The 24,596-nt window shown below is 64.2% G+C and carries 21 protein-coding genes and 3 pseudogenes; 11 read left to right on the forward strand and 13 right to left on the reverse strand.

Features of this window, described 5'->3' with window-relative positions; all coding sequences use genetic code 11:
* The 4 genes from GEV05_15995 to GEV05_16010 are packed head-to-tail and all read left to right on the forward strand — an operon-like array spanning window position 1 to window position 3,786.
* Window positions 1–750, forward strand: coding sequence for a TetR family transcriptional regulator (locus GEV05_15995; protein ID MPZ44869.1), 750 nt, complete (start codon window positions 1–3; stop codon window positions 748–750).
* 33 nt (window positions 751–783) lie between these two features.
* Complete coding sequence (locus GEV05_16000) at window positions 784–1,527, forward strand: SDR family oxidoreductase (protein MPZ44870.1); 744 nt, start codon at window positions 784–786, stop codon at window positions 1,525–1,527.
* Window positions 1,528–1,570: 43 nt separating this feature from the next.
* Window positions 1,571–2,125 (forward strand): hypothetical protein, encoded by a 555-nt coding sequence (locus GEV05_16005; GenBank protein ID MPZ44871.1) that lies wholly within the window; start codon window positions 1,571–1,573, stop codon window positions 2,123–2,125.
* Complete coding sequence (locus GEV05_16010) at window positions 2,122–3,786, forward strand: AMP-binding protein (GenBank protein MPZ44872.1); 1,665 nt, start codon at window positions 2,122–2,124, stop codon at window positions 3,784–3,786. Before GEV05_16005 ends, GEV05_16010 begins: the two co-directional genes overlap by 4 nt.
* A gap of 278 nt (window positions 3,787–4,064) precedes the next feature.
* On the opposite strand, the gene GEV05_16015 is transcribed toward GEV05_16010, so the two are convergent.
* Genes GEV05_16015 through GEV05_16025 form a run of 3 tightly spaced genes read right to left on the reverse strand, consistent with a single transcriptional unit; the run spans window position 4,065 to window position 6,739 of the window.
* Window positions 4,065–4,748, reverse strand: a complete 684-nt coding sequence (locus tag GEV05_16015; protein ID MPZ44873.1) for a hypothetical protein — start codon at window positions 4,746–4,748, stop codon at window positions 4,065–4,067.
* Window positions 4,749–4,750: 2 nt separating this feature from the next.
* Window positions 4,751–6,166, reverse strand: a complete 1,416-nt coding sequence (locus GEV05_16020; GenBank protein MPZ44874.1) for an FAD-binding protein — start codon at window positions 6,164–6,166, stop codon at window positions 4,751–4,753.
* A gap of 51 nt (window positions 6,167–6,217) precedes the next feature.
* Window positions 6,218–6,739, reverse strand: a complete 522-nt coding sequence (locus tag GEV05_16025) for a hypothetical protein (GenBank protein MPZ44875.1) — start codon at window positions 6,737–6,739, stop codon at window positions 6,218–6,220.
* A 110-nt stretch (window positions 6,740–6,849) separates the two neighbouring features.
* Here GEV05_16025 and GEV05_16030 point away from each other — a divergent pair, with 110 nt between their 5' ends.
* Window positions 6,850–7,809: a tripartite tricarboxylate transporter substrate binding protein gene (locus GEV05_16030; GenBank protein MPZ44876.1), complete on the forward strand. Its 960-nt coding sequence runs from the start codon at window positions 6,850–6,852 to the stop codon at window positions 7,807–7,809.
* 52 nt (window positions 7,810–7,861) lie between these two features.
* Here GEV05_16030 and GEV05_16035 read toward each other — a convergent pair whose 3' ends face one another.
* On the reverse strand, window positions 7,862–8,617 hold the full coding sequence (locus GEV05_16035) for an enoyl-CoA hydratase/isomerase family protein (GenBank protein ID MPZ44877.1): 756 nt from the start codon (window positions 8,615–8,617) through the stop codon (window positions 7,862–7,864).
* Between the two features lie 125 nt (window positions 8,618–8,742).
* On the opposite strand from GEV05_16035, the gene GEV05_16040 reads away from it, so the two are divergent.
* Both GEV05_16040 and GEV05_16045 read left to right on the forward strand, forming a co-directional pair.
* Complete coding sequence (locus GEV05_16040) at window positions 8,743–10,101, forward strand: acyl-CoA dehydrogenase (GenBank protein MPZ44878.1); 1,359 nt, start codon at window positions 8,743–8,745, stop codon at window positions 10,099–10,101.
* A 119-nt stretch (window positions 10,102–10,220) separates the two neighbouring features.
* On the forward strand, window positions 10,221–11,036 hold the full coding sequence (locus GEV05_16045) for an alpha/beta fold hydrolase (GenBank protein MPZ44879.1): 816 nt from the start codon (window positions 10,221–10,223) through the stop codon (window positions 11,034–11,036).
* Window positions 11,037–11,128: 92 nt separating this feature from the next.
* Here the strand turns inward: GEV05_16045 and GEV05_16050 are convergent, their stop codons facing one another.
* Both GEV05_16050 and GEV05_16055 read right to left on the reverse strand, forming a co-directional pair.
* Entirely contained in the window at window positions 11,129–11,944 is an 816-nt protein-coding gene (locus tag GEV05_16050) for a taurine dioxygenase (protein MPZ44880.1), read from the reverse strand.
* A gap of 130 nt (window positions 11,945–12,074) precedes the next feature.
* The gene (locus tag GEV05_16055; GenBank protein ID MPZ44881.1) at window positions 12,075–13,061 is read right to left on the reverse strand and encodes a tripartite tricarboxylate transporter substrate binding protein; all 987 of its coding nucleotides are present in this window, start codon (window positions 13,059–13,061) and stop codon (window positions 12,075–12,077) included.
* A gap of 104 nt (window positions 13,062–13,165) precedes the next feature.
* Between GEV05_16055 and GEV05_16060 the strand changes: the two are divergent.
* Together GEV05_16060 and GEV05_16065 are read left to right on the forward strand one after the other, a co-directional pair.
* A pseudogene (locus tag GEV05_16060) lies at window positions 13,166–14,095 on the forward strand (conjugal transfer protein TraI).
* A gap of 3 nt (window positions 14,096–14,098) precedes the next feature.
* Window positions 14,099–14,359: a DUF2274 domain-containing protein gene (locus tag GEV05_16065; protein ID MPZ44882.1), complete on the forward strand. Its 261-nt coding sequence runs from the start codon at window positions 14,099–14,101 to the stop codon at window positions 14,357–14,359.
* Here GEV05_16065 and GEV05_16070 read toward each other — a convergent pair.
* The 7 genes and pseudogenes from GEV05_16070 to GEV05_16100 form a co-directional block, all read right to left on the reverse strand.
* Window positions 14,268–15,224 carry a LysR family transcriptional regulator gene (locus GEV05_16070; protein ID MPZ44883.1) on the reverse strand — a complete coding sequence of 319 codons (957 nt, stop codon included), beginning with the start codon at window positions 15,222–15,224 and terminating at the stop codon, window positions 14,268–14,270. The genes GEV05_16065 and GEV05_16070 overlap by 92 nt on opposite strands.
* A 293-nt stretch (window positions 15,225–15,517) precedes the next feature.
* The gene (locus GEV05_16075) at window positions 15,518–16,306 is read right to left on the reverse strand and encodes an alpha/beta fold hydrolase (GenBank protein MPZ44884.1); all 789 of its coding nucleotides are present in this window, start codon (window positions 16,304–16,306) and stop codon (window positions 15,518–15,520) included.
* Window positions 16,307–16,423: 117 nt separating this feature from the next.
* Window positions 16,424–17,815, reverse strand: a complete 1,392-nt coding sequence (locus tag GEV05_16080) for an FAD-binding monooxygenase (GenBank protein MPZ44885.1) — start codon at window positions 17,813–17,815, stop codon at window positions 16,424–16,426.
* Window positions 17,671–18,471, reverse strand: coding sequence for a methyltransferase domain-containing protein (locus GEV05_16085; protein ID MPZ44886.1), 801 nt, complete (start codon window positions 18,469–18,471; stop codon window positions 17,671–17,673). Before GEV05_16085 ends, GEV05_16080 begins: the two co-directional genes overlap by 145 nt.
* 131 nt (window positions 18,472–18,602) lie before the next feature.
* Window positions 18,603–19,454, reverse strand: a complete 852-nt coding sequence (locus tag GEV05_16090; GenBank protein MPZ44887.1) for a methyltransferase domain-containing protein — start codon at window positions 19,452–19,454, stop codon at window positions 18,603–18,605.
* Window positions 19,442–20,296 (reverse strand): alpha/beta fold hydrolase, encoded by an 855-nt coding sequence (locus GEV05_16095; GenBank protein ID MPZ44888.1) that lies wholly within the window; start codon window positions 20,294–20,296, stop codon window positions 19,442–19,444. The genes GEV05_16090 and GEV05_16095 overlap by 13 nt, the downstream gene beginning before the upstream one ends.
* Window positions 20,297–20,549: 253 nt before the next feature.
* Window positions 20,550–22,200 (reverse strand): annotated as a pseudogene (locus tag GEV05_16100) (helix-turn-helix transcriptional regulator).
* A gap of 646 nt (window positions 22,201–22,846) precedes the next feature.
* Here GEV05_16100 and GEV05_16105 point away from each other — a divergent pair.
* Together GEV05_16105 and GEV05_16110 are read left to right on the forward strand one after the other, a co-directional pair.
* Window positions 22,847–23,503 (forward strand): annotated as a pseudogene (locus tag GEV05_16105) (hypothetical protein).
* A gap of 4 nt (window positions 23,504–23,507) precedes the next feature.
* Entirely contained in the window at window positions 23,508–24,566 is a 1,059-nt protein-coding gene (locus tag GEV05_16110) for a Fic family protein (GenBank protein ID MPZ44889.1), read from the forward strand.
* Window positions 24,567–24,596 lie beyond the last annotated feature (30 nt).

Raw genomic sequence — 24,596 nt, forward strand, 5'->3', positions numbered from 1 at the left:
ATGGCCGCAACGCGACCTGCCAGCCATTCGGGCACGCGCGGCAAGTCGAACGCGAAGCTGCGCAAACGCGCGTCTTCGAGCACAGCCTCCCGGCGCCGCAAGCCGAGCCAGCGCGACGAGTCGACGCGCCGGCGCATCATCCACGCCGCAGCCGGGATCTACCGCGAGTGCGGATACGAGCGCGCCGGCATGACCGAAATTGCGCGACGGGTGGGAATGACGGCGCCGGCGCTGTATTGGTACTTCCGCTCCAAGGAAGACATCCTGCTTGCATTCCTCGAGCATACGATCGCGGATCTCATCCAGTTCGTGCGTAGCCTCGTCCGCGCCGAAGCGCCCGGACAGCGGCTTTGGGAATTCATCCACGCTTATGCCTTGTGGCAGTTGCAGCAACAGGAACTTTCGGCCGCCTACGAACGCATTTACGCGCTCGGCCACCTGCGCAACAGCCTGCCGGAGAAGCAGCGCCAGCGCGTGACCTCGCTCGAGCGGGCCTTCTACGAGATGTGCCGCGACCTGATCGCGGACGCACAGGGCCGGCCGAAGGGGGATGCGACCGTGGCGCCGGTCGCATTCGCCACGATCGGGATGGTGGAACATCTGATCACGTGGTTTCGGCTGAGCGGTGCGATGTCGGTGGAACAGATTGCGGCGCTTTATGCGAATCTCGGCGTCGCGATGGCTGCGGCCGTGCCCGCGCCGGCCGGCAAATCGCGCAAGGCTGCTGCGGCGAAATGGGCCGTGGCTTGATCGAAGTCGAATTGAACAGGGGATCGAACAGTCATGGAATTCGACGGCAAGTTGGCATTGGTGACAGGCGGAGCATCGGGGATCGGGCTCGCGACGGTCGAGGCGCTGGTGCAGGCCGGCGGCACGGTTTATGTCGCAGATATCAACGAGCAGGCCGGGCGCAGCGCCGTCGCTGCAATGGCCGGGCCGGGAAAAGCCCATTTCCTGCGCCTCGACGTGACGGACGAGAGCTCGGTTCGTGACGCGGTTCGGCGCGTTCAGGAGGAAAACCGGACGCTCGACATCCTGGTCAATGCGGCGGGCTGGAGCAAGGTGGAGCGCTTCGCCGATACGGCGCCGGAACTGTGGCGGCGCCTGATCGACCTCAATTACGTCGGCACGCTGAACATGACGCACGCGTTCCTGGCGGACTTGACGGCACGGCCCGGCGCCAGAATCGTCAATGTCGCGAGCGATGCCGGTCGCGTCGGCAGCGGCAACGAAGCGGTGTATTCCGGCGCCAAAGGCGCCGTGATCGCGTTCACCAAGGCGCTCGCGCGCGAGACCGCCCGCTTCGGTACGCACGTGAATTGCGTCTGCCCGGGACCGACGGATACGCCGCTACTCGCTTCCATCCCGGAAAAACAGCGCGAGGCGCTGATGCGCGCGATCCCGTTCCGGCGCTTCGCCAAACCGTCTGAAGTCGCAAACGCGGTATTGTTCTTCGCCGGCGGCCGGGCGGACTACATCACGGGCCAGGTGTTGAGCGTGAGCGGCGGGTTGACCATGGCCGATTGAGTCCGAGCCCAATCCGGCATCGCAGCGCATTCGGCCAGCGGCCATGCTCTACGTCGTGGAAATGGATTTCGGCGGAACCAGCCGGCAGGCCGAATGGGATGCCTGGTACCTCGAGCATCTGCACGTGCTTCTGTCGCTGCCCGGATTTCATACCGCGCAGCGGTTCGTCTGTCTGACTCCTTGGCGCGCGCCGTGGCTCGCGATCTACACCGTAGACTCTCCGGCGGTGTTCGAAAGCGTGCCGTACCGTGCGCGCGGCGGACGGGATTCGACCGGCGAATGGAAGCCGCTCATGCGCAATTGGGACCGGAACGTATTCGACGGACTCGAGCGCGCGCCCGCGGTCGGCACCGAGCAGGCATTGCTGCTGACAGACGCCGAGCCTGCTTCGATTGGCGAGCTCGACGTCGATTTCTGCTGGCTCGAGGCCGTCGGGCTCGATCGGACGGTGACACGACGCGGGCTTGCCGTCGTCGACGCGATGCTCGGCCGCCGTCTCGCGCTGACGCCCATGAGCCCGGTTCGCGCATACCGTCCCTTGATGGCACAACTCGATTCCTCCGCGCCCGGCTCGCGGGATAGCGGATTACAGGCGTGAGCGCGATCCTCAGCTTGCACCATCCGGCACGCGCAGCCGCGTTCTATCGCGCGGGCTGGTGGCGTGACACTACGCTGTACGCACTGCTCGAGGAGAACGCGCGCGCAGCCCCGGATCGGCCCGCGCTGCGCGATAGTGCACGCCGCCTCAGTTGGGGAGAATTGCACGCCTGGGTGGAAGCGATCGCGCTCGATCTGCATGCAGCCGGATTGCGCGCCGGGGACCGCGTGTCCGTGTGGCTGCCGAATCGCGTCGAGACCATCGCGGTGACCTTGGCCTGTTCGCGCAACGGTTACGTTTGCAATCCGTCCCTGCATCAGAGCTACACGGCCGCCGAAGTGATCGCATTGCTCGAGCGCACCGGCAGCGCGGCCTTGTTCGCGCAGCAGGGTTTCGGCGCCGATGCGGACAGTACGGACGTATTTTCCCAAGTCTCCGGGCTCGGATCGATTCGTCGCCTCTACCGCCTGCGACCCGTCACGCAATCGGGGAAGGATCTTGCGCAGGCCCTGGAGCTCACGTCCAGCGCGCGCCTTCCCGAACCTTGCAGAGATGCGGACAAGATCGTCCTGCTCGCCTTCACCTCCGGCACGACCGGCGAGCCCAAGGGCGTCATGCACTCGGACAACACGCTGCTCGCCAATGCGCGTGCGATGGCAGCCGATTGGCGCCACGACCGCGAGATCGTGCTCTTGAGCATGAGCCCGCTGACGCATGCCATCGGCACCATCGCGATGGCGCAGGCACTCGTGAGCGGCTTCGAGCTCGTCGTCAACGATCTGCCGGCGGGCTGCGACGCGCTGGAGTGGATCCAGCGCACCAATGCCACCTACGTCATGGGCGTTCCGACGCACGCGATCGACATCCTCGAGGCCGCGCGCATCGGCAACGTCGGCCGGCTGGGCGCGGTGAGGGTGTTCTATATGGGCGGGTCGGCCATTCCGCGCGAGACGGCACGCGCGCTGCTCGCGATGAGTGTCACGCCGCAAAGCGTGTATGGAATGACCGAGAACGGTGCCCACCAGTACACACTTCCGGACGACGATGCCGAAACCATCGCCGAGACCTGCGGACGCGCCTGCGCCGGCTACGAGGTGCGCGTGTTCGACGCCGAAGACGCCGACCGCGAATTGCCGAGCGGACAGGTCGGCGAGATCGGCGGGCGCGGCGCCTGCCTCATGCTCGGCTACTTCGACGACCAGCGCGCGACCGAACAGGCATTCAACCGCGACGGCTGGTTCATGTCCGGCGACCTCGGCATTCTCGATGCGCAGGGGCGGCTTCGCATCGTGGGCCGCAAGAAGGACATCATCATTCGCGGCGGACGCAACATCCATCCGGCCCGCATCGAGGACCTCGCCCGGGCGCATCCGGCCGTGCTGAAGGCGGCGGCGTTCCCGGTCGCCGACGAGCGCCTCGGCGAGCGCGTATGCATCGGTGTGGTGCTGCGCGCCGGACATTCGCTCGTGCCGGAGGAGTTGCTGCTGCATCTGAGAACGCGGGGATTGTCGAAGTACGACTTGCCGGAGTACTACCTCGCGCTCGATGCGCTGCCGCTCACGGCGAGCGGGAAAGTGCTCAAGCGTGCTTTGGTGGAACAGGTGGCCGCAGGACGGCTGCGGCCGCAAGCCGTGCGGCCGGCCAACCCGGCGCGCTACTAGCGGCCAAGGTTTTGCGCGCCGAGGTCGCCTGGCCTGTGCAAGACCAGCGTGCCGACCTCTTCTAGGTAGTGTGGTGAGTCGTAAATTCGTCGTAATGCGTCATTCCCGCGCAAGCGGGAATCCAGAACGGAGACCCCCCTGGACCCCCGCGTTCGCGGGGGGTGACAAGCTTCTGACCCAGGACACAATTTGAAGTCATTCCCGCGCAAGCGGGAATCTAGAACGAGATTCCGCCTGGACCCCCGCGTTCGCGGGGGTGACGAGCTTGTGACCCAGGACTAGTAAGCGCCTTTTGATCCGCCGGCCGCATGCATGCCGTAGCGAAACTGCAGGCAGGCCGGCGCAGCGTCGGGACCGGCGCCGCGAGCAAACGGCTGCGAGGCCATGCTGCTCAAGGCGGTCGACAACGCTTCGTCCGAGGTCGCTTCGATCATCAGCACGTTGTCGAGAAAATGGTCGCCGGCGCGCGGATTGAGCCCGCGCGTCTTCGCCACGATGTCCGGATCGCTTTCGGCGTAGCGCACCGCCACGACACCCGGTAGCGCGATGGTGCGCGGCACGACGGTCTCCCGCATGTACGCACGCAGCTCCCGGGGCGTCCCGCCGGGGATCAGGAGCGCGCAGACGCACCCTTCGGCGCATTCTTCACCCGCGGTGATCGTGCCGACGAGCTTCCGGGTATTGCGGAACTGCGGAATGAAATTCAGGCTGTCCGGGTCGCGTGCGCCGCGCAGCGCCAGATACGGCTCGGAGGTCATGACCGATGCGCTCGGCATATCGTACGCGGCGAGGTACCTGGGACCGCCGCGATAGGCGACGAAACGCCGCCCGCGCTCGACGCCCGGAATGCCGCTGACACGTTCGCGGACATGATCGCGGTCATACCAGGCGTTGAACTCGGCTTCCACCGCGGGCACGACATCGGTCCAGATCAGCAGCAAGCCCCGCTCGGCGAGGTTCATGCTCATGTCTCGCGCAGGGTTGCGGCGATGTGCTCTGCGGCACGCAGCCCGGTCACGCCGCACTTGACCAGGCCACCGACGTAGCCGACGGCCGGGCCGCCTTCCAGGCCGCCCGTGGCTGCGCCGGCCACGTACAAGCCGGGCATCGGTGCGCCATTGGCATCGAGCGCGCGCGCATGCTCGTCCACGGCGATCCCGCCCATCGTATACGTGATCCCCGCGCACAGCGGGGCCGCGTAGAAGGGCGCCGTCGCAATCGGCTGCGGCTTGGCCTTGCGGGCGCTGCGCGAAGGTTCGAGCTTGTCCGTCTGCCCGCTTGCAAGCGCGTCGTTGTAGGCCGCCACCGTGCGGGCCAGCCTGGGGGATTCGATACCGGCCGCCCGTGCCAGCGCTGCAAGGTCGGCTGCCTGATGCAACGTGCCACCGACCTTGGGCAGGTGGGGATTGGCCGGAATCAGCCCGTTCTTTCCCGGGCCTTCCCAGCTGGCATGGTCGAACACCACCCACGCCGACAGCGGATCGGCCAGTTGAGCGATCATGTTGGCGACGAAAACGCCCCCGGCGCCTTCGTCGGCGAAGCGTTCGCCGGCCGGGTCGACGACGATCCCGGCCGTGACCAACGCATCCAGGTAGGGATACGGCCACAGTTGCTCGTTGTGCAGCGCGTCCCGCGACAGCGCGTGGCCGTAGAACCGGTCGGTGCCGACGAGCGCCGCGCCCATGGCCTGAGCCATGCGCAAGCCATCGCCCCGTCCGGTGCCGGCGCCGCGCTGCTTGATGCGGTCGGGATGGCGGGTGATGAATCTTTCGACCAACTCCGGATCGCCCTGAAAGCCGCCGTCTGCAATGACGACGGCACGCGCGCACACGGTGATGCGCTCGCCCTGGCGCACCGCTTCCACGCCGGTGCATACCCCTTGTTCCGACAGCAGGCGCAACGCGCGCGTGCCGCGAGATAAGGCGCCGCCGCGCTTCAGCAGATTCGCTTCCAGGTTGCGCAGCAGGACGTCGCCCGCGCGCCCTTCCCAATCGAGACCGGGACGCACCCGTCCGGGCGGCGCGAGCACCCAGTTGTGATACGCCGAGGCGCTCGCTTTCAGGAAGCGTGCGCCTTCGTCCTGCAGCCAGCGCACCACGCGACGGCCTTCGGCGGCGAACAGGCGTGCCAGCTCCGGGCGAACGAAACCCTGCGTCGCCCGCTCGATGGCCTGTGCAAGCTCGGCCTCCTCCGCCATGATGTCGCACAGCGCGACATGCAGCGTGCCGCCGGTGTAGCGCGAATTGCAGAGATACTTTTCCGCTTCGCCCTGTTCGAGCACCAGCGGCTCGAGGCCGAGCTGGGCTGCGCGATTGGCCGCAACCAGGCCCGCCATGCCCGCGCCGACGATCACCACGTCCGCCTGAATCCGGGAACGCATGCCTCCTCCTCCTCGGCCGGGTTGCTTACGTGAGATCGTTTGCCGCCGACTTCATCGATTCGATGTCAGCCGCGCACCGTGCGGTTCATACACAGTGAGGCCGGGACGTGCGGGCAGGTCCTGGGCCCTGGCGGCAGCGACGACCGCGAGACCGCGCAAAGGCGTGGTCCGGTGCAGCGCCACCGAACGCCCCCACTGCCATGCGATGCCGGAAACATCGGCAAATGCGCGCTCGGCATCGATGCTGAGCAGACACTGGCCTTGCTTCACTTCGGGCGCCACGTCGATGCCGGCGAAGATGTTTCGGATCCATACCTGATACGCGGGCCGGAATCGGACGCTGTTCGCTCCGCCGCCCCCGGCGCTGCGATAGGCATCGGTGTCGAAAACCTCCGGACCGGCGACCGTATACATTGCCATGAACCGCGGCGGCTCGGTGTTCGGGATGCGGAACCGCTGGGCACTCTCGATGCCGGGCACCGACAGCAGCACATGCAGGTTGCCGGCGTACCAAGTGTTCCATTCGTCCTCGAGCTCCGGCATCGAGAACGTGTGCTCCACCATGTAGATCATGGTCGCCGCCTCGCCGGCGCGTGCTGCGCCAAGGCTTGCCTGGTGAATTGAATGGCGGTTAAAGTGTGCCACAGTACGATTCGGCGTCGCAAGCCAGGAGGAGGAGAGGTATGCGTATTCAGCGTCTCGCGTTTGCGCTCGCATGGGCGCTCGCGGTGGCAATGACTGGCGTCCACGCACAGGACCATCCGTCGAAGGCCGTCCGCTTCCTGGTCGGGTTTGCGCCCGGCGGCGGCACCGACACACTGTCTCGGCTCATCGCCCCGCATCTCAATACGCTTTGGGGGCAGCCGGTCGTGGTGGAGAATCGCCCGGGCGCCGACGGCTCGATCGCAACCGAGCTGGCGGCGCGTGCGGCGCCCGACGGCCATACCATCGTGATGGTCACCAACGCGCACACCATCACGCCGTTCCAGCGCAAACTCGGTTACGACCCGGTAAAGGATTTCGCGCCCGTAACCCAGATTGCATCGACGCCCAATCTGCTGCTGGTCCATCCGTCCTTACCGGTACGCAACCTCAAGGAGCTCATCGCGCTGGCAAAGCGGCGCCCGGGCGAGCTGAGCTTCGGCTCCAGCGGCACCGGCACTTCGCCGTATCTGGCGATGGAACTGCTCAAGCAGATGGCAGGCATCGACATGGTCCATGTCCCGTACAAGGGCAGCGGACCCGCGGTTCTCGCTCTCGTCGGCGGCCACATCCAATTGATGTTCGGATCGATAACGTCCACCTTGCCGCACGTGCAGGCGAACAGACTGCGCGCAATCGCGGTCAGCAGTTCGAGCCGTCTTCCCATCGCCCCGGAGGTCCCGACGGTCGCCGAATCCGGATTATCGGGCTTCGAAGCGCGGACCTGGTACGGCGTGCTCGCGCCCGCCCGAACCCCTTCCGAGATCGTGCAGAAGATCGCTGCCGATATCGGCTCGGTGCTGCGTCAGCCCGATGTCGCCGGATTCCTCGCCAAATCCGGGTTCGACGCGGTGGCCAACAGCCCCGCCGAGTTCCTGTCCGTCATTCGCTCCGACATGGAGAAGTGGGGCAAGGTCATCCGTGGTGGCAGCAAGCGATAGCGCATACGCCCCATGTCACGCCGGGCCCGAATGTACGCGCCACTTCGGCGGCTTACTTGCGGTGGAGAAAAGCCGCGATGGCGGCGCGCGTGTCCTCGTCGCGGTGAAGGCGCTCGGTCTCCGCGATTTCGGCGGCATATCCTTCGGCGCTCGGGGCAAGCGCGATACAACGCTTGGCCGCCTGCAACGCGGCCCGGGGCAGGCTCGCAAAATGGTGCGCGAGCCCGAGCGCGCGCTCGGCGACTTCGGCTTGCGGCAACGCTTCGTGCACGATCCCGAGCCGCAGCGCTTCCGTCGCGCTTATCAGCTCTCCCGCCAGGATCATGCGGCTCGCGATCGCTCGACCCGCGATTCTTGTCAGGCGCTGCGTGCCGCCGGCGCCCGGTATGAGGCCGATGCGCGTTTCGGTGAGGCCGATGCGCGCATCATCGGCCGCGATGCGCACATCGCACGCCAGCGCAAGCTCGAGGCCACCGCCGGTCGCGATTCCGTTGATGGCGGCGATCGTGGGCGCGGGAAACCGCTCGAGGCAATCGAATGCTTCCTGCATGACGCGTGCAAGGGACACCAGGCGCTCGATGGAGGCTTCGTCTCTGCCGGCCGCGTGCATCAGTTTGATGTCCGCGCCCGCACTGAAAAAGCGGCCGCTGGCGCGAAACACCAGAGCCGCGCAATCAGGCAGTGCGGCCGCCCGCTCGAGCAAGGCTCGCAGCTCGGCCACGTCGTCGAAGCCCATGGCGTTCGCGGGCGGGCGCGCTATGTTGACCAGGAATACTCGCGGGACATCGGCCGAAACGAGCTCGAACATCGGGGCGACCGCTCCTTGCCGGGAATCGCGTCCATTGAATACATGCCGCCCCCTGGACTGTCAATCGATGCACGAATGGCGCGCTCAACGCGCGTTGACAGGGAATGGCGCTTGCGCTCCAATCGATGCACGCAGCGCTATCGAGTTCGCATGAGTTGCGAAAGGTCTGTTGTGGTGAATTGCAAATTCGTCGCAGTTCGTCATTCCCGCGCAAGCGGGAATCCAGAACGAGACTCCGCCTGGACCCCCGCGTTCGCGGGGGTGACGAATTTCTCCCCAGGTCGGCATTGAACGCGCACGCAGCTGACTGGTCGAGCGAGCTCGATTCGAGCTACCTCGACTGGCCGTTCTTCGACGACAGCCACCGCCGGCTCGCACGCGACCTGGCGCACTGGGCGGACGGGAATCTGGACGCCTCGGCGAGCGCCGAAGGCGACGCGGCGCGAACGGTGAGCGACCTCGTGCGCCGGCTCGGCGCGGGCGGCTGGCTGCGCTACGTCGTGCCGAGCGCGCAGGGCGGTGTTATGCCGCGGCTCGACGTTCGCAGCCTGTGCCTCATCCGCGAGATCCTGGCGCGTCACGCCGGGCTCGCCGACTTTGCGTTCGCGATGCAAGGTCTGGGCAGCGGCGCCATCACCTTGTTCGGAACGCCGGAGCTGCAACAGCGTTACTTGCCGGCTGTCGCGAGCGGCGACCGGATCGCTGCCTTTGCGCTCTCCGAGCCGCTGGCAGGATCGGACGTCGCCGCGCTCGCGACGGCCGCGCGCCGCGACGGGGACCACTTCGTTCTCGACGGCGTCAAGACCTGGATCTCGAACGCGGGAATCGCGGCGCAGTACCTCGTGTTCGCACGCACCGGAGAACAGCCGGGCGCCAAGGGATTGTCGGCGTTCGTCGTCGACGCCAACACGCCGGGCCTGAGCGTGACGGAGCGCATCGAAGTGATCGCACCGCACCCGCTGGGCACATTGCGCTTCGACAATTGCCGCGTGCCGGCCGCCAATCTGCTGGGAAAGGCCGGTGACGGCTTCCGCATCGCGATGGCGACGCTCGATGTATTCCGGGCAACCGTCGGGGCTGCGGCACTCGGCTTTGCGCGCCGTGCGCTGGCGGAGACGCTCGGGCACGTGCGGAATCGAACGCTGTTCGGCAGCCGACTCTCCGACATGCAAGCCACACGCATGCGGGTGAGCGATATGGCGCTGGAGGTCGATTCAGCGGCATTGCTCGTGTACCGTGCCGCGTGGGCGAAGGATCGAGGCGCCGAGCGGGTGACGCGGGAAGCGTCGATGGCAAAGCTGCATGCGACGGAAGCCGCCCAGCGCGTGATCGATTCGGCGGTGCAACTGTTCGGGGGACTCGGCGTGACGTCCGGCAGCGCAGTCGAGCGCCTCTATCGGGAGATCCGGCCGTTGCGCATTTACGAGGGTACGAGCGAGATACAGAAGCTCATCATCGCCAATCAGCTATTAGGCACGGATTGAGACCGCGCCAGGCGGCCTCCCATCAAGGCCATCGTGTCGAGCATGCCGAGCGCAGAGCGAATCGGCGCACACACGCGGGCCACGCTGTCCACGCATTGTGAGATTCAGGAGGTGTAGCCATGCCAACCTTGAAAGTTTCCCCCGATCTGGATCTGTTCTACCGCGACGACGACTTTACCGACCCATGGTCGACGCCGGAGACGATCCTGATGCTGCACGGCAACTCTGAAAGTGGCGCTGTATGGTATGGCTGGATGCCCGTGCTGGCGCGACACTTTCGAATCGTGCGGCCGGACATGCGCGGCTTCGGCCAGTCGACCCCCATGCCCGCCGACTTTCCCTGGTCGGTCGATCGCATCATCGACGATTACATCGCGCTCATGGATCATCTGCGCATCGAGCGCTTTCATCTGATCGGCGCCAAGGTGAGTGGCGGCATTTCGCTTGCGTTCGCGGCGCGGCACCCGGATCGGGTGCAGACGCTGGTCTCTCTTTCGCCGCCTGTGCGTGGGGCGGACGACAAAGACCGTTATCTGTCCTGGCTCGATCACATCAAGCGCCACGGCGTCGAGAGCTGGGCGCGCATGACCATGGGGAAGCGTCTGGGCAGTGCTTTTCCGCCCGAGGGTGTCGAGTGGTGGATCAAATTGATGGGACGAACCGCGCAATCCACCCAGATCGGGTTCATCGGCGCGGTGCCGAGCGTCGACGTCACTCCCGGATTGTCGAGCATTCGCTGTCCGACGCTTGTTGTCACGACCGCGGGTAGCGCGCTGCATCCGCCGGAGCAACTGCGCCAATGGCAGGTCATGATCCCGAGCTCGGAGCTTCTCGTCGTGCCGGGCGATTCCTATCACGTCTCGGCAACGGCCGCTGAATCTTGCGCGCAGGCAGCGCTAGCGTTCATCCGGCAATCGCAGTCACAGCGGCCTTGAACGCGACGGTTTGGATCGGTCGAACGGTGCGCCCGGGTTGGCCGCCCCCTGGCTCCCCGCCTGCGCGTGAGCGACATGAGTTTTTCGAACAGCTAACAGGGCTTCGTACCGGCGATGGTGACGCGATGCCCGTAGCGCCTCTGGGGATAGTAGTCCCACATCGCCAGGTGCATGGTGCAGCGGTTGTCCCAGAAGGCAATCGAATTGGGCTGCCACTTGAAACGGCATTTGAGATCGTCCCGCTCCGAGTGCCGGTAAAGCATCTCGAGCAGGGCATCGCTTTCCAGGCGCGACATGCCGACGATGTGCGAAGTGAAATTCCGATTGACGAAGAGCGCCCTTCGTCCGGTCACCGGATGCGTGCGCACCACCGGGTGCTCGGCGCGGGGAAGGTCTCCGGTCACGTTCTTGCCTTGCCGGACCCGGTACACCCTGTCGCCGTCATGCACTGCCGTCAGGCCGTCGATGAGGCTGCGCACCGGGGCCGACAGGGTGTCGTAGGCCCGGTACATGTTGATGAAGAGGGTGTCTCCACCGTCATTGTCGGGGATCTTGTGCAGGTAGAGGATGGAGCCCATGGGCGGAATCGGGTTGCAGGTGACATCGGAATGCCAGACCTCGCCTGCCACGTACTTCGAATTTTCATCCGCCTTGATCTCGATGATCTCCGGATGCCCTTCCATGCGGGTGGTCGGATGGATGTCCAGGCTGCCGAATCGACGCCCGAACGCCTTGTGCTGCTCGATGGTCAGGTGCTGATCACGAAAGAAGATCACCAGATGACGCATCAGCGCCGAGTGGATTTCGTCGAACTGCTGTCCGGTCAGCGATCGGCTCAGATCGACCCCGAAGATCTCCGCGCCTATGGTCGGCGTGAGTGGCCTGACCTGGATCGTCTGGAATTCGATTCGGTCGTCGGGCATCGCCGTTGTCCTCCGAGGTCAGGGAAAGCCTGTTGAAACCATTCCCGTGCAAACGGGAATCCAGACCAAAGCGGGCTGTGTGCTGTCAGTGGGCCGTCGGCCTGCGCAAACACCGCTACTTGAACTCGAGCTTCGCGTCCGCGATCACCTTGCCCCAGCGCTGCATGCCTTCACGCACGTCCGCAGCGAGCTGCTCGGGCGTGCTCGGCGCGATTTCCAGTCCGGCCGCGGTCAAGCGCTCCCGGATGGGCGGGCTGGCGAGCACGCGGCCGATTTCGCCGTTGAGCCGCGATACGATGTCCCGCGGCAGCTTCGCCGGCCCGAACACGCCGATCCAGTGATAGAACTCGTAGCCGACCAAACCCGATTCGATCAGCGTCGGCACCTCAGGTAAGGTCCACCAGCGCTTGCCCGAGGTCACGGCGATGACGCGCGCGCGACCCGCCTTGGCCTGCGGCAGGATCGACGAGGCGCCCACCATCGCGAGCTGCAGCTGTCCACCCGCCAGGTCGATGATGGCCTGGCCGGCGCCCTTGTAGGGGATGTGGGTGATGTCCATTCCCGTCGCCTGTTTGAGCATCTCGCTGAAGAGGTGCTGCGAAGTACCGAGGCCGGAGGTCGCGTACGACACCGCGCCGGCCTTCGACTTGGCATAGTCGATCAGCTCTTTCATGGTACGCACGGGGATGGCGGCATTCACGGCAATCGCCATCGGCTGGCGCGTCATGTTGGTGATGGGCGCGAAGCTGGTGCGCGGATCGAAGGGCAGTTTCTTGTACGAAAACGGCAGCACGGTGAGCGCATCGGGCGCGGTCGTGATGGTATGGCCGTCCGGATTGGCGCGCGCGACCAGATCGTACGCGATGGTACCGGTAGCGCCCGGCCGGTTGTCGACGACGAACTGCTGACCCAGCGCCGCACCGAGCGGCTCGGCGACGGTACGCGTCACCAGATCGGTTGCCCCGCCCGGAACGTAGGGGACCATCCAGCGCACGGGGCGCTGCGGCTGCCAGCTTTGCGCGGAGACCTGCGTCACAGGACCCGCGGCAAGCACGATCAGCGTGAGCCGGATGCACACCGGCGGAATCGATGCGGTTCTCATGATGCGGCTACTCCTCCCAAGAGCGGATGGCGCGACGCCCTTCGCGAGGCGAACGCGGCGGCGTTCGATGCCAGATGAAACGGAACGATAGCACGAGACCGGTGCGCGACTACAGCGGCGTTCCCCAATTGGGTCCGCCGCTCCCGGGCGACCTCGGGCGACCCATCCTCGGCGCGCAAAATCGCGGCCAGCCGAACCAGCCCAATCCGGGCCTGAGCGCGGAGGAGCAGCGGCGCCTGCAGGAGATCGAGACCGCCCGCGTCAGCAGGCTCTTCAGCGGCACCGAGAACCGGCCAATGGCCTCGACAGGCCCCGGCGCCGCGACGATCGCGCCACCGCCGGCGCCCGACCTAGCCGGCCTCGGCCTCGCGCCGCAACCGACGACCCCATCGGCCGAGGACCGGCAGCTCGCATTTCTCAATGCGGCAACCGATCGGCGCACGGTCGCACCAGATCGCGTCGCCGCGCCGGCGTCGCCCTACATCCTCCAGGCGGGCGCCGTGATCGCGGCGGCGCTCATTACCGGCATCCACTCGGATCTCCCCGGCCAGATCACCGCGCAAGTGACGGAGAACATCTACGACAGCCCGACAGGCCGAATCCTACTAGTGCCGCAGGGCACGCGCGTGATTGGCCAGTACAACAACAGCGTTCAGTTCGGTCAAAGCCGCGTGCTCCTGGTCTGGAACCGGCTGATCTTCCCAAACGGTCGCTCCATTGTGCTCGAGCGCCAGCCGGGCGCCGACGTCGAGGGCTACGCGGGCCTGCAAGACGGCGTCGACTACCATTGGTGGGATCTCGCAAAGGCGGCCGGCCTCTCGACGCTGCTGAGCGTCGGCGCCGAGCTCGCGACCAATGACGACGATCGCTTGATTCAGGCGATCCGCAACGGTGGCCAGGACACGATTAATGATGCCGGCCAGCAGATCATCCGTCGGCAGCTCAATGTCGCACCGACGCTGACCATCCGGCCCGGCTTCCCGGTCCGCGTGATTGTCACGCGGGATCTGGTGCTCGAACCCTACGGAGGCTAGCCGATGGGCAAGCTAAAGCTCGGACCGCTCGAATACGACAAGCCAGTGAAGATTTCGGTGGAGCTACCCGCTGCGCTTCACCGCGATCTCCTCGCATATGCGGAAATCCTTGGTCGCGAAAATGGGCAAGCCGTCGAGCCGGCTAAGCTGGTCGCACCGATGGTCGCGCGTTTCATCGCGACGGATCGGGGGTTTGCGAAGATGCGCCACGCGAGCCGTTCCCGTTCGCAACAGGCGGGCAGCGCTCCTCCAAAAGCCGAATGAAATTCCGGAGCGCCGGATTGTCGTCGCCGTCCTTCCAAAAGGCGTGATAACCAATCCGGGTCGAGCCGTTGCCGTCGCGGGCTTCGCGATAGACCACCCCGGCAAAACTGGCGCCCATACACGCCTCGCACATCAGGCTGACGCCGCGGCCGGCACCGACCAAGCTCTTGATGTTTTCCGGACTGACGTCATGCTTTACGACGTCCGGCCGGTCGCCTGGTGAAGCCAGCTTCGAGATGAGGATTTCTTGAATCTCCGGGCCGGGATCGCGCTCGCTCAACAGGAACCGCTCGCGCTTCAAGTCGGTCCAATAGATGATTTCGTTCGCTGCCAACGGATGATCCTCGGGTAGCGCAACGATGATCCGTTCGCTCCACAGAACCATTGATCGGCCACAATCCGGAGCAGGTTCACCCGTTACAATCGCGACGTCGATCATACCGCTTTGGATGCCGCTGCAGAGTCGTGAACGCGACCCTTCGATCGCACTGATCTCCACCTGCGGAAAGCGTCGTGCATATTCGACAAGCGTGGCGCGCAGATTGCCAGCTGAAAGGGACGTGTAGAAGCCGATTGTCAAGTATCCGGCTTCGCCGCGCCCGACGGACTTGGCGCCATCAACTACGGTCTGCAGTTCGTCTAGAATCCGCCGAACACCACCAACGAAGTCGCTGCCGGCCGATGTCGGCCGCACGCCACCATTTGTACGCTCAAACAACGTGACGCCGAGTTGCTCTTCAAGATAACGTATTCGGCGGCTCAGACTAGATTGCTTCAGCACGAGCGAATCGGCCGCCTTGCGAAAACTCCCACAGCGTTCCGCCGCCTCCGCGTAGCGCAGATGCTTGAGTTCAATTGGCACCATCCAACTCGCATACATGGTCCGTCCGCTCAGCCGGACCGGGTTCGCGCAAACCGAGACCAAGCAGGCGTCGCTGCATCTACGGCTGCGCCAGCACACGCTGCTTTCGTCGCCCGTACCGGGTCCTGCCCTGCGGCTTGTAAACGGACAGCACCATGGGCACGAGTAATACGAGCAAGCCGCCACCGGCGTGAATCACGAGTGACAGTCTCTCCTGGCGGAGATCGGCACTGGAGAATGTGGTCTCTGCGGCTAGGCGGGCAGCATAGCCAATTAGCGCCGAGTGCAGCCGCGAATTAGGCCGACAGGCAGAAACGGCGGACGTGGCCATTGAACACATCGGGTTGCTCCATGTTGCTCAAGTGTCCAGCGTCCGGGATGATCACAAGCTCCGCGCCGGGCATCGCTGCATGAAACTGCTCGGCCACGTGCAGCGGACTGCGACGATCATTCTCGCCCCACAGCACCAATGTAGCCACATCGATGCTCGGCAGCAGATCCCTGGTGTCGACCTCAGCGGACGACAACGACATAAGACGGAAGCCGGCAGGGTGGAACTCAGACACGATGGCGGAGAACTCTGCCCGAAGGTGTTGCGGGGCGGCGTCGGTGAAGATGCCTGGCACAAACTTGGCGACCAAGGCCTCAGGTGGCCCGCTTGCGTCCTGCAGGCAACTCTCCAGCCTTTCCTTCCAGACCGACTCGGGGAGCGAGCCTCTCCAGCCGGCATATGTGTCAGCCAGAACGAGAGAACGGAAACGTTTGGCATATAGACGATAGAACTCCTGTGCCAGGATACCGCCCCACGACAGGCCGAGGATGTGCGCCCGCTCAATCCCAATGGCGTCCAGAAACCCTGCTAGGCAGTGGACATAGCTCGCCGTTGTGAATGTGTCAGGTGGGTCTGAAGACGATCCCGCGCCGGGCGCATCCCACGCGACGACCCTGAACTGGTCCGACAGATGCGATAGCTGAGGCCTCCAACACCGGGAATCACACAGAAAGCCATGGAGGAGTACCAGCGCTGGGCCCTTTCCCGCCTGCCGGTAGGCGATGGTTTGCCCATCGACCTTTACAGAATGCAATTTACGGTGTTCAGCCACCCTTCTTCCTCGACACGGCCTCACCGGCGACAGTGGGAAAGTATTTATCGATGTATCCATTGGAAATCTCTCCGCCACAAGGTCACAGCGGTACAGCGGTCAGGGTTCGGCCAGAAGCAGTCGATAGTTGCTTCGATAGACACGATGACCGAAGGATCGCAGAAGCCCGTTGCGCAGCATCGGATGCAATTGGCGGATGCGGTCGCGGCGATGCGTCATTGCCTGCACCCAACCGACCCGAGGTCGGCGGCGCGCCTCATACGCTGACAGCGCCGTTTCAATACTGGGCTGTTCGGACAAGAACTCAGCCAGCACAATCGCGTCCTCGACCGCCATCGCCGCGCCTTGCGCCATGTTTGGACTCATCGCGTGCGCCGCGTCGCCGATCAGCAGCGCACGGCCATGCGACCAACTGTCGAGAACGACCTCTTCGATCGCCGCGGCATGTATCTCGACGCTACCTTCCAAGGCGTCGCGGACCGCTACGGCCGGACCGGCGAAATCGGCGAGCACTTCTTGCAGACGATCCTCGGACGTTGCCGGCGATTCCGTTCCCATCAAATCGACGTAGCAATAGGCGCGCCCGCCGCCGATTGGCATTGTCAGGCATGCCGACTTTCGGCTCATGAGCACCGACCAGGTCGTCACTTGCGGCGGACACGGGATTACAAAACGCCAACCCCATTGTCTGAGCGGGCGCAACACCGCATCGCCGAAGACCAGGCGCCGAACCGACGACCCGATCCCGTCGGCGCCGACCACAAGATCGTATGTCTCCCGGGCACCGTCGCTGAGGTGAGCCTCCGTCGAGTTAGCGGCCTGATCGAGAGAGACAAGCGTGACGCCCATCCGGATCGGCGGCGCGTCCTTCCCGTTTCTCAATGTATGGTGCAAATCCGCCCGGTGAGCGGCAATGCACGGTCCGGTCTCGTTCCACACCGAGCCGAGATTGATCTCGCTCAGCAATTTTCCGCGATGATCGCAGAACCTCTGGGTTTCGATTTGAGCGCCCTGTTTTGCTACGTCAATGTCGAGTTCCAGAGAGCGCAGGGCGCGCAAGGCATTGCCGGGTAAATACATGCCGGTTCCGACATCGCCCCAGTCGGTCTTGCGTTCAATGATGTCGGGAAAACAGCCACATCGCCTTAGCGCTCGGCCCAGCGCGAGTCCGGCAACGCCCGCACCGACAATGAGTATCCGCAATTTTTCCAGGTTCAAGGGGGTTCCTTTTACGGTACTGTCGCCCGAACTTCGTCGCCGACATGACGTTGTATCCGTTCTGCTTCGCGCATTGCGGTGCGCAAACCAGTGTGACGGCGTGTCATGACGCGCGCCTCCACTGCAATTCAGTCTTTGCGGGTGGTGACAATGTGCGCGGGAGCGTCGAATGCGACGGCACCATCGGCAAGCGTGTAGGGCTGCAATGCCGTTTCTGCTTCCCGCAGCAGCAACCGGTACTGCGTGTCGTCGATTAGGTCGGCGAGCGTCCAGCCTTTCACATCCGTCCGCACCCAGGACTCGATTGAGAGAAACCGCGCCGCGCCAACATGCGTAGATATGTCGACGCCAATGATGCCGGCCTGTGCGAACAACGAACGCAATACTTCGACATCGCCGAGTATGAAGGGAGCGCGGAGCTCGTTCGCGATCCGGTCGCCAAATAGCCGCTGGAGCAACGCGACCATCGCGGCATAGCCCGGCGTATGTTCAAGCGTGTCCCACACAGCCACTGTCAGCATGCCCCCTGGCCGCAACGCGCGCCACATCTCCTTCAGTGCCGCATCGCGGTCTTCAAAAAACATCAGGCCGAATTGGCTCACGACCGCGTCAAAGGATTCATCTGCAAACGGCAGGGCCTCGGCCCGCCCTAAACGCCAGTCGATGCCCGGCGCCTTGCGGCGAGCGACAGCAAGCATGCCGTCATTGCGGTCGAGGCCGGCGACAGTACCACCGGGTTCGATCCGTCTTGCAGCTTCACAGGCGAGCGCGCCGGTGCCACAGGCCACATCAAGAATCTTCTGGCCAGGCGCCATTTGCGCAGCATCCGATACGCGCCCCGCCCACTCCGAAAACAGCGCAGGGAGAAAGAAATCCTCATAGATATCCGCCGCGCTGCGCGTCACCTGACCTGAAAGCGCCTTATCCATGGAACAGTTTCCCTCGCGATCTATCACTTGCGTCTGCTGGCCTAGTGAGCCTTCGGCAGACGGCTATCCAACCCGTAGGCATGACGATTTCGTCTCGACACCCGGCGCGGCAAAGTGACAGACGCGGTGCCTCACTTCGTCCCGATCCCGATATTGATCGGGTTGGTGAGAGAAGCGGGGCCGCTGCCACCCGCTCGCTCGCGGATCAGCTTTTCCAGCGAGTTCTGAACGACCTGTCGCTCGTCGCTAGACAGGCTCAATTCCCCGAGCACCATTTCGACGATCGGGTTGCTCCATATCAGCCAACTCCACAGTTCCATCCCGGTCCGAAATTCCGTGGTCTCGGTGATGGTCTCGACCTTGATGTCTGACAGTCCGGCGGTTGCGAGTTCCTTGCGCAGCCTCTCGGGATCCTGCAACTGGAACGGCAGCGGAAGAGGATCCATCGGCGGCCCAATGAAATCGGGACGAACGGATTGAATGGCGTTGACGAAGAAGCCAAAGAATTCGATTTCGTGCGGATCGCCGTATACACTCATCAGCACCCGGCCGCCGGGCTTGACGACCCGCGCCATCTCGCTGATGCCCTTCGGCATATCAGGAAACAGCATGACGCCGAACTGCGATCCGGCCATGTCGAAGCTGTTGTTGTCGAGTTGAAGCGCGTGACCGTCCATAACACCGGTTTCGATGCTGAGGCCCTCCTTGCGCGCGCGCTTTTCGAGCAAGTCGAGCATAACGGGAGACTGGTCTGTCGCCAACACCTGGGCACCGAGGCGCGAGGCCGGGATGCTGAGGGCGCCGCTGCCGGACGCCACGTCCACGAACCGCATGCCTGAACGGAGCCCGGCACGGCGGAGACCTTCGTTCCCCAGCCACATCTGGGTCGGCGTGTTGGTCCTGTCATAACCCGGCGCGATCGTGTCCCACGCGGCCCGTGTGTCGTCGGATGCATTCACGGGCTGTTCCTTTACCGTTGCCATGAGTTTCTCCTTTGCGTCAGCGATGGAGGGCTACCTAAAGCGGCGCGCAACGCTTTCAGGAAAGCTTCGGGCTGTTCGATTGGAGGGTCGTCTGCAGCGCTTTCGATCACCTGCAGCGGCCACCCGTAGCGGGCGCTCGCGGCCTCGGCGACCGGCAACTGCGTCGCGAGGTCATGCCGCCCCCAGATCAGGGCCGTGGGAACGGTGATGCGCTCAAGCTCCGCCGGCGGGATCGCGGGCATTCCGAACTGCGTCATGAGGCTGTTCTGCGCCGCGTGCAGATACTTCGCGCCGGCACGATCGAGATTGTAGGCCTTGAGCCATCCCCAGCTCTCGCCCATCCGCTCGCGCAGGCCATCCAGATCAAAGGCGCATCGCCGCCAGAGACGATCGTGCGTATCCTCGGTCGGCTGCGCGATGAATTCGGTCAAGGCGAGATCGAATTCCGGTGTCGGTTGGAACGGCGCCAGGCCGAACGCATCGACGAGCACCACGCGGCTGAGGCGATCACCATGCTCGACGGCGAAACGGGCGGCGATGCTGCCGCCGAGAATTTGTCCCACAAGCACGGGTGGCGTCGGACAAGTACGCTCGATCAGCTCGCCGAGCCATGCATACACGCGATCGGCGTCGAGCAGGCCGTCAGCCACCTCCGAAGTTCCATGGCCCGGCAGATCGGGAGCGACCACGCGATGGGTCTTTGCCAAATCGGGAATCACCCGCATCCACTTGGCCGCGTATTCTCCCGGCCCATGCAGCAGGACGATTGGCGCGCCGCTGCCGCCCTCCAGCACGGCGGTCGAAATGCCGGCGAGTTCCAGCCGTCGTTCGGTGACGGGCATCCCCGCCAGCAGCCGTTCGCGATGGTTCGCGATGCTCGGTGCCGCTATGCGGCTGGCTGCCTCGCCCCGCCGCCGGGTTCTGTTCGGTCATCGGCGCTTGGACAACGGACATGACATCCTCCTTGTTCCTAGCTACGGAGCCACTCCGCAAATCGAAATTAGGATGGATGGCCAAGGCGCCGCTTCGGCGAAATCACCCAATTTGAGCCGGACGGCGGCATGGGTAGTTTCGCCCAATGGACGTTCGATCGATTCAGATTAGCCTGTGCTCGTATGCGTAGGCCGTCGCGGCCGCCCGCGAAGGAAGGGCGAGCTTGGTGAAGATGTTGCTGACGTGCCTGTCGACGGTGCGTCCGCTCACGAACAACTCGGCAGCGATAACCCTATTGGTTTTTCCGGTCGCGATCAGCCGAAGCACCTGCACCTCGCGAGGGGTCAACCGATGAGGCCGGCCGGACGGCGCATCTTTTGTGAAACGTTCAAGGCGGGCGAGATCCGGCGCGGCCTGCAACTGTTCGAACACCGCTCGGGCCGCGTCAAACTCCAGACCTGCTCCCTCTTCGTCCGCAAGGGCGCGACAGGCCAGTCCCAGCAACAGGCGGGTTCGTGCGGCCATATACGGAGCCTCGACCTCTTGCCACACCTGCAAGGCTTGGCGGAGCGAGCAAAGCGCTGCCTGAGCATCGCCTTCGGCCAGTTCGACGGCTCCTCGCGCATGCGCGGAGATCGCCCCCAGAAGGCCGGTGTCGAAGCGTTCGACTATCGCCTGCAATTGGTGGCAGGCAGTGCGGGCGTCCGCGATTTCACCTGCCTCCAGCATGATCTCGACATAGGCGGGATATAGTCTTGCCAGTTGCAGCGGGTCGGTGGTTGCGCTCACGACGCGCCGGATCGCCCCGACCGCAATTTCGATGCGTCCCTGCGCCATCCGCAACAGCGCCAGCCCAGGTTGCGGTTCCCGGCCCCAACGGCTCGCGCTTCGATATGCCTTCTCGGCCGCTGCAAAGTCGCCCTGAAGGCGGTGTATTTCCGCCAGTTGATAGAAGGCCGAGGCGGGGCGTTGAGGATCGATGCCCTTTTCGAAGCGTTCGCAGCCGCGTCGCGCCTCCATGATCGCGCCCGGCCAGGCACCGTGTAACTGCATGATTTCCGCGCGATGAACCAGGCACTTGCCTGTGAAGCTTACCATCTCTGGCTGCTCCTCACACCACCGCGCAAGAGCGGCGGTCCATTCGCGGGCGCGGCCGGCCGCGAACACCTTCTGACAGCCGTCGATCACGCTGCAGTAGACCAGGCCCGTGACCAATGGCGACAACTCTCCTGACGTGACCGCGAGCATGGCCTCGTCCAGCAACGCCAGTCCGGTCGTCACATACCCCTGTTGGATGGAGGCCCTGCCTTGCAGATGCCGGGCGATGGCGATCAGGTCCGTCTCGCCGAAGCGGCTGCCGATCGCTGCGGCGTCGGCCGCAATGGCCGAGGCCGCCTCGCAATCCCCGGCGTCGAGATGCTGCTCCACGACCGGCAGGAGAAGATAACCTTCCTCGACGCAATCATGCTCTTCGCACTCGATGAGCCGTTTGGCGCGGGCGAGCCATCCGGTCGCGCGGCCCGTCTCTCCTCTGAAGAGAAGGCGCAAACCAAGCCAAAAGGCGCAGCGAATCCCAAAAGGCGCAGCGAATCGCTCGCACGTTTTCGCCCGCGTCCAGATGGGCTTTGTAGGCCCGTTCCAGCGCACTCAAATAAGCATCGTCTCGAGCAATCAGACATGCCGACATCGCCAGCAGCTCGAGATCATCACCGGCCAGCGGAACCATGCTATCGGCAAGCGAAAGCGCCTGGTAGGCATCGGCCCAGGCACGCCTTTTGTAGGACTCGCGGCCTCGTTCGAGTTCTTGGGCCATGTGCGCAATAGACGACTTCGTTTGGTGCATATCAAAATCGCCAATCTGCTTTGCTCTGTTTACGCTCGCCGAGTTTAGCAGATCGGCGACGGCGACCAACGGCTGTTCGCCACGACGAGGCGAACGACAACAAACGACCCTCTGAGCTGCCCTTCTTGTACCGAAAGTCGCCTTCGGGTCACGACCTACCTTTGCCTTTCTCCGCACAGCCGACCGACAAGTGCGCGCTTGCCTACAGAGCGACCTGCAATCAGTCATAGTAGCTTTGGCGAGCGACGGATGCTCGCGGCGGCGCCCGCAAACCGAAGGCTGAACTATCATAGCGCTCCAGCGGATACGTAGTTCTCAGTTTCGTCTACGCTGGGGCGGCACCGCAGCGGCGAAGGGTTGGCGCCGCGAGGGGGATTGAAGGTCGTTGGGATGTGGCTCAGCAGATCATCTCAGGGGGACCGTCAGAAAACGGCCACTTCTGACGGTGAAGGTGGTAGTGTCTAGCGATGACTGCTCTTCGGCCAATCCGGTCAGGTAGGCAGCGTCGAGCGTACGGCAGGTGTTCGTCGGTGAGCAGACCTTGCCGACGGTCCGGCTTCCAAAGTCGGCTTCTACATCACGCCATCGGCAACTCACGACCCGGAAGAGACATTCAAGAGGGCCTTGGAAGGCGGAAAACATGTCGGCGAGAAATCGCTATGACGCCGGGCTATACCAAGTTACGTGTCCGTCTGGTCGCGTGATCGAAGGTCCGCCAACTGGTCGCTATTGGGTAATCGATGAAAACAAGTTCAAAGCGCTAAATGCAGACAAGCGTATTGGGTGTTCCATCTTCGAGATGGGGCTCGCCCGTGTTCGCAACTATGCCGACGAACTACGCGGCCAAGGTGAACTAGCCAAGCTCGATACCGGCTTTCGCGTTCTCAAGATCGACACGTCCAACATGAACGACGTGTACTACGCACCCGATGCCGTGAAGCAAGATCAACTCGCATTTCAAACCGAAAATATCAAGGCAGATCGCACCTCGGAAGACCTGCTGTTCCAGGTCCTGCTGGATTGGGGCGTGGACCTGGCCCTGCCCATCGAGCAACGGAAGATTGCCGGCAAGTCGGTGTTCTTCGTAGACGGCAACGCGCTGGCCGCGTGCTTCGACACCGACCTTACCGAAGAACTCGTGAAGGAACTGGCCAAGCGCAAGCCGCTGCGGGCCGTGTTCCGCGACAGCAGTTACGAGAGCGACAGTACCAAAATCAACGTGGCGCAGATCTTCAAGCTCCTCAGCCCCGAAACCGAAGTGAAGTGTCTTTAGCCCCATGCACACGCTAAGGCTCTTCGCCTCCGGGAAGTTGCAGATTCCGACCGCTACCGCGTGGTATCTGTCGGACCTGGGCGAGTTTCGCGGCAAGCAAGAGCTTTACACCCGGCAGTCGCCGCAACGGCTGAAGGTGTTGCGCGAGCATGCCTTGATCGAGAGCGCCGTGTCGTCCAACCGCATTGAAGGCGTGGCGGTGGAAGCGTCGCGCATTCGCGCGGTGTTGGTGGCGCCCAAACCGCTATTCCGCGATCGCGACGAAGAGGAAGTACGCGGCTACCGCGATGCCCTGGCATGGATTCATGCTCAGGCGGATACCATCGCGGTGACGGACGCGACCATCAAACACCTGCACGCCATGGCCCGCGGGCAAATATGGGATGCGGGCAAGTACAAGGCGAAGGACGGCGACATCATCGAGCGCTATGCCGACGGCCGCGAGCGCGTGCGTTTCAAGCCTGTGCCGGCGGCGGACACTGGGCGCTACATGTCGACGCTGATATCCGATTGGGAGTCGGGCATCGAGCAGCGCTGGGCGCCGCTGGCGATACTGCTGGCGGCGTTCAATCTGGACTTTCTTTGCATCCACCCTTTCCGCGACGGCAATGGGCGCGTGTCCCGGTTGCTGTGGCTGCTGCAAAGCTACCACCTGTGCTACGAGGTGGGCCGCTATATCAGTCTGGAACGGCTGGTGGAGCAGAACAAAGACCGTTACTACGAGACCTTGGAGCTAAGTTCGCAGGGCTGGCACGACGGCAGGCACGATCCCTGGCCTTTCATCAACTACGTGTTGTCGATTCTCAAATCCGCGTACCGGGAGTTCGAGGAACGGGTCGGGCAAACGGTCGCGCCGCGCGGCTCGAAGCGGGAGCTGGTGCTGGCGAGCATCGGGCGACTGACGGCGATACCCGGCAAGGGCTTCGCGATCAGCGCGCTGGAACAGGCCTGCCCCGGCGTGAGCCGGGATATGGTTCGACGCGTTCTGCGCGAGCAGCAGGCGGCGGGCGTACTGATTTGCCAGGGGCGGGGGCCTGCGGCGGTGTGGAAGCAGAAGGGGTAATTACCCCGATATAGAGGTAATAGTAGGGGT

The organism is Betaproteobacteria bacterium (assembly GCA_009377585.1).
Classification (GTDB): domain Bacteria; phylum Pseudomonadota; class Gammaproteobacteria; order Burkholderiales; family WYBJ01; genus WYBJ01.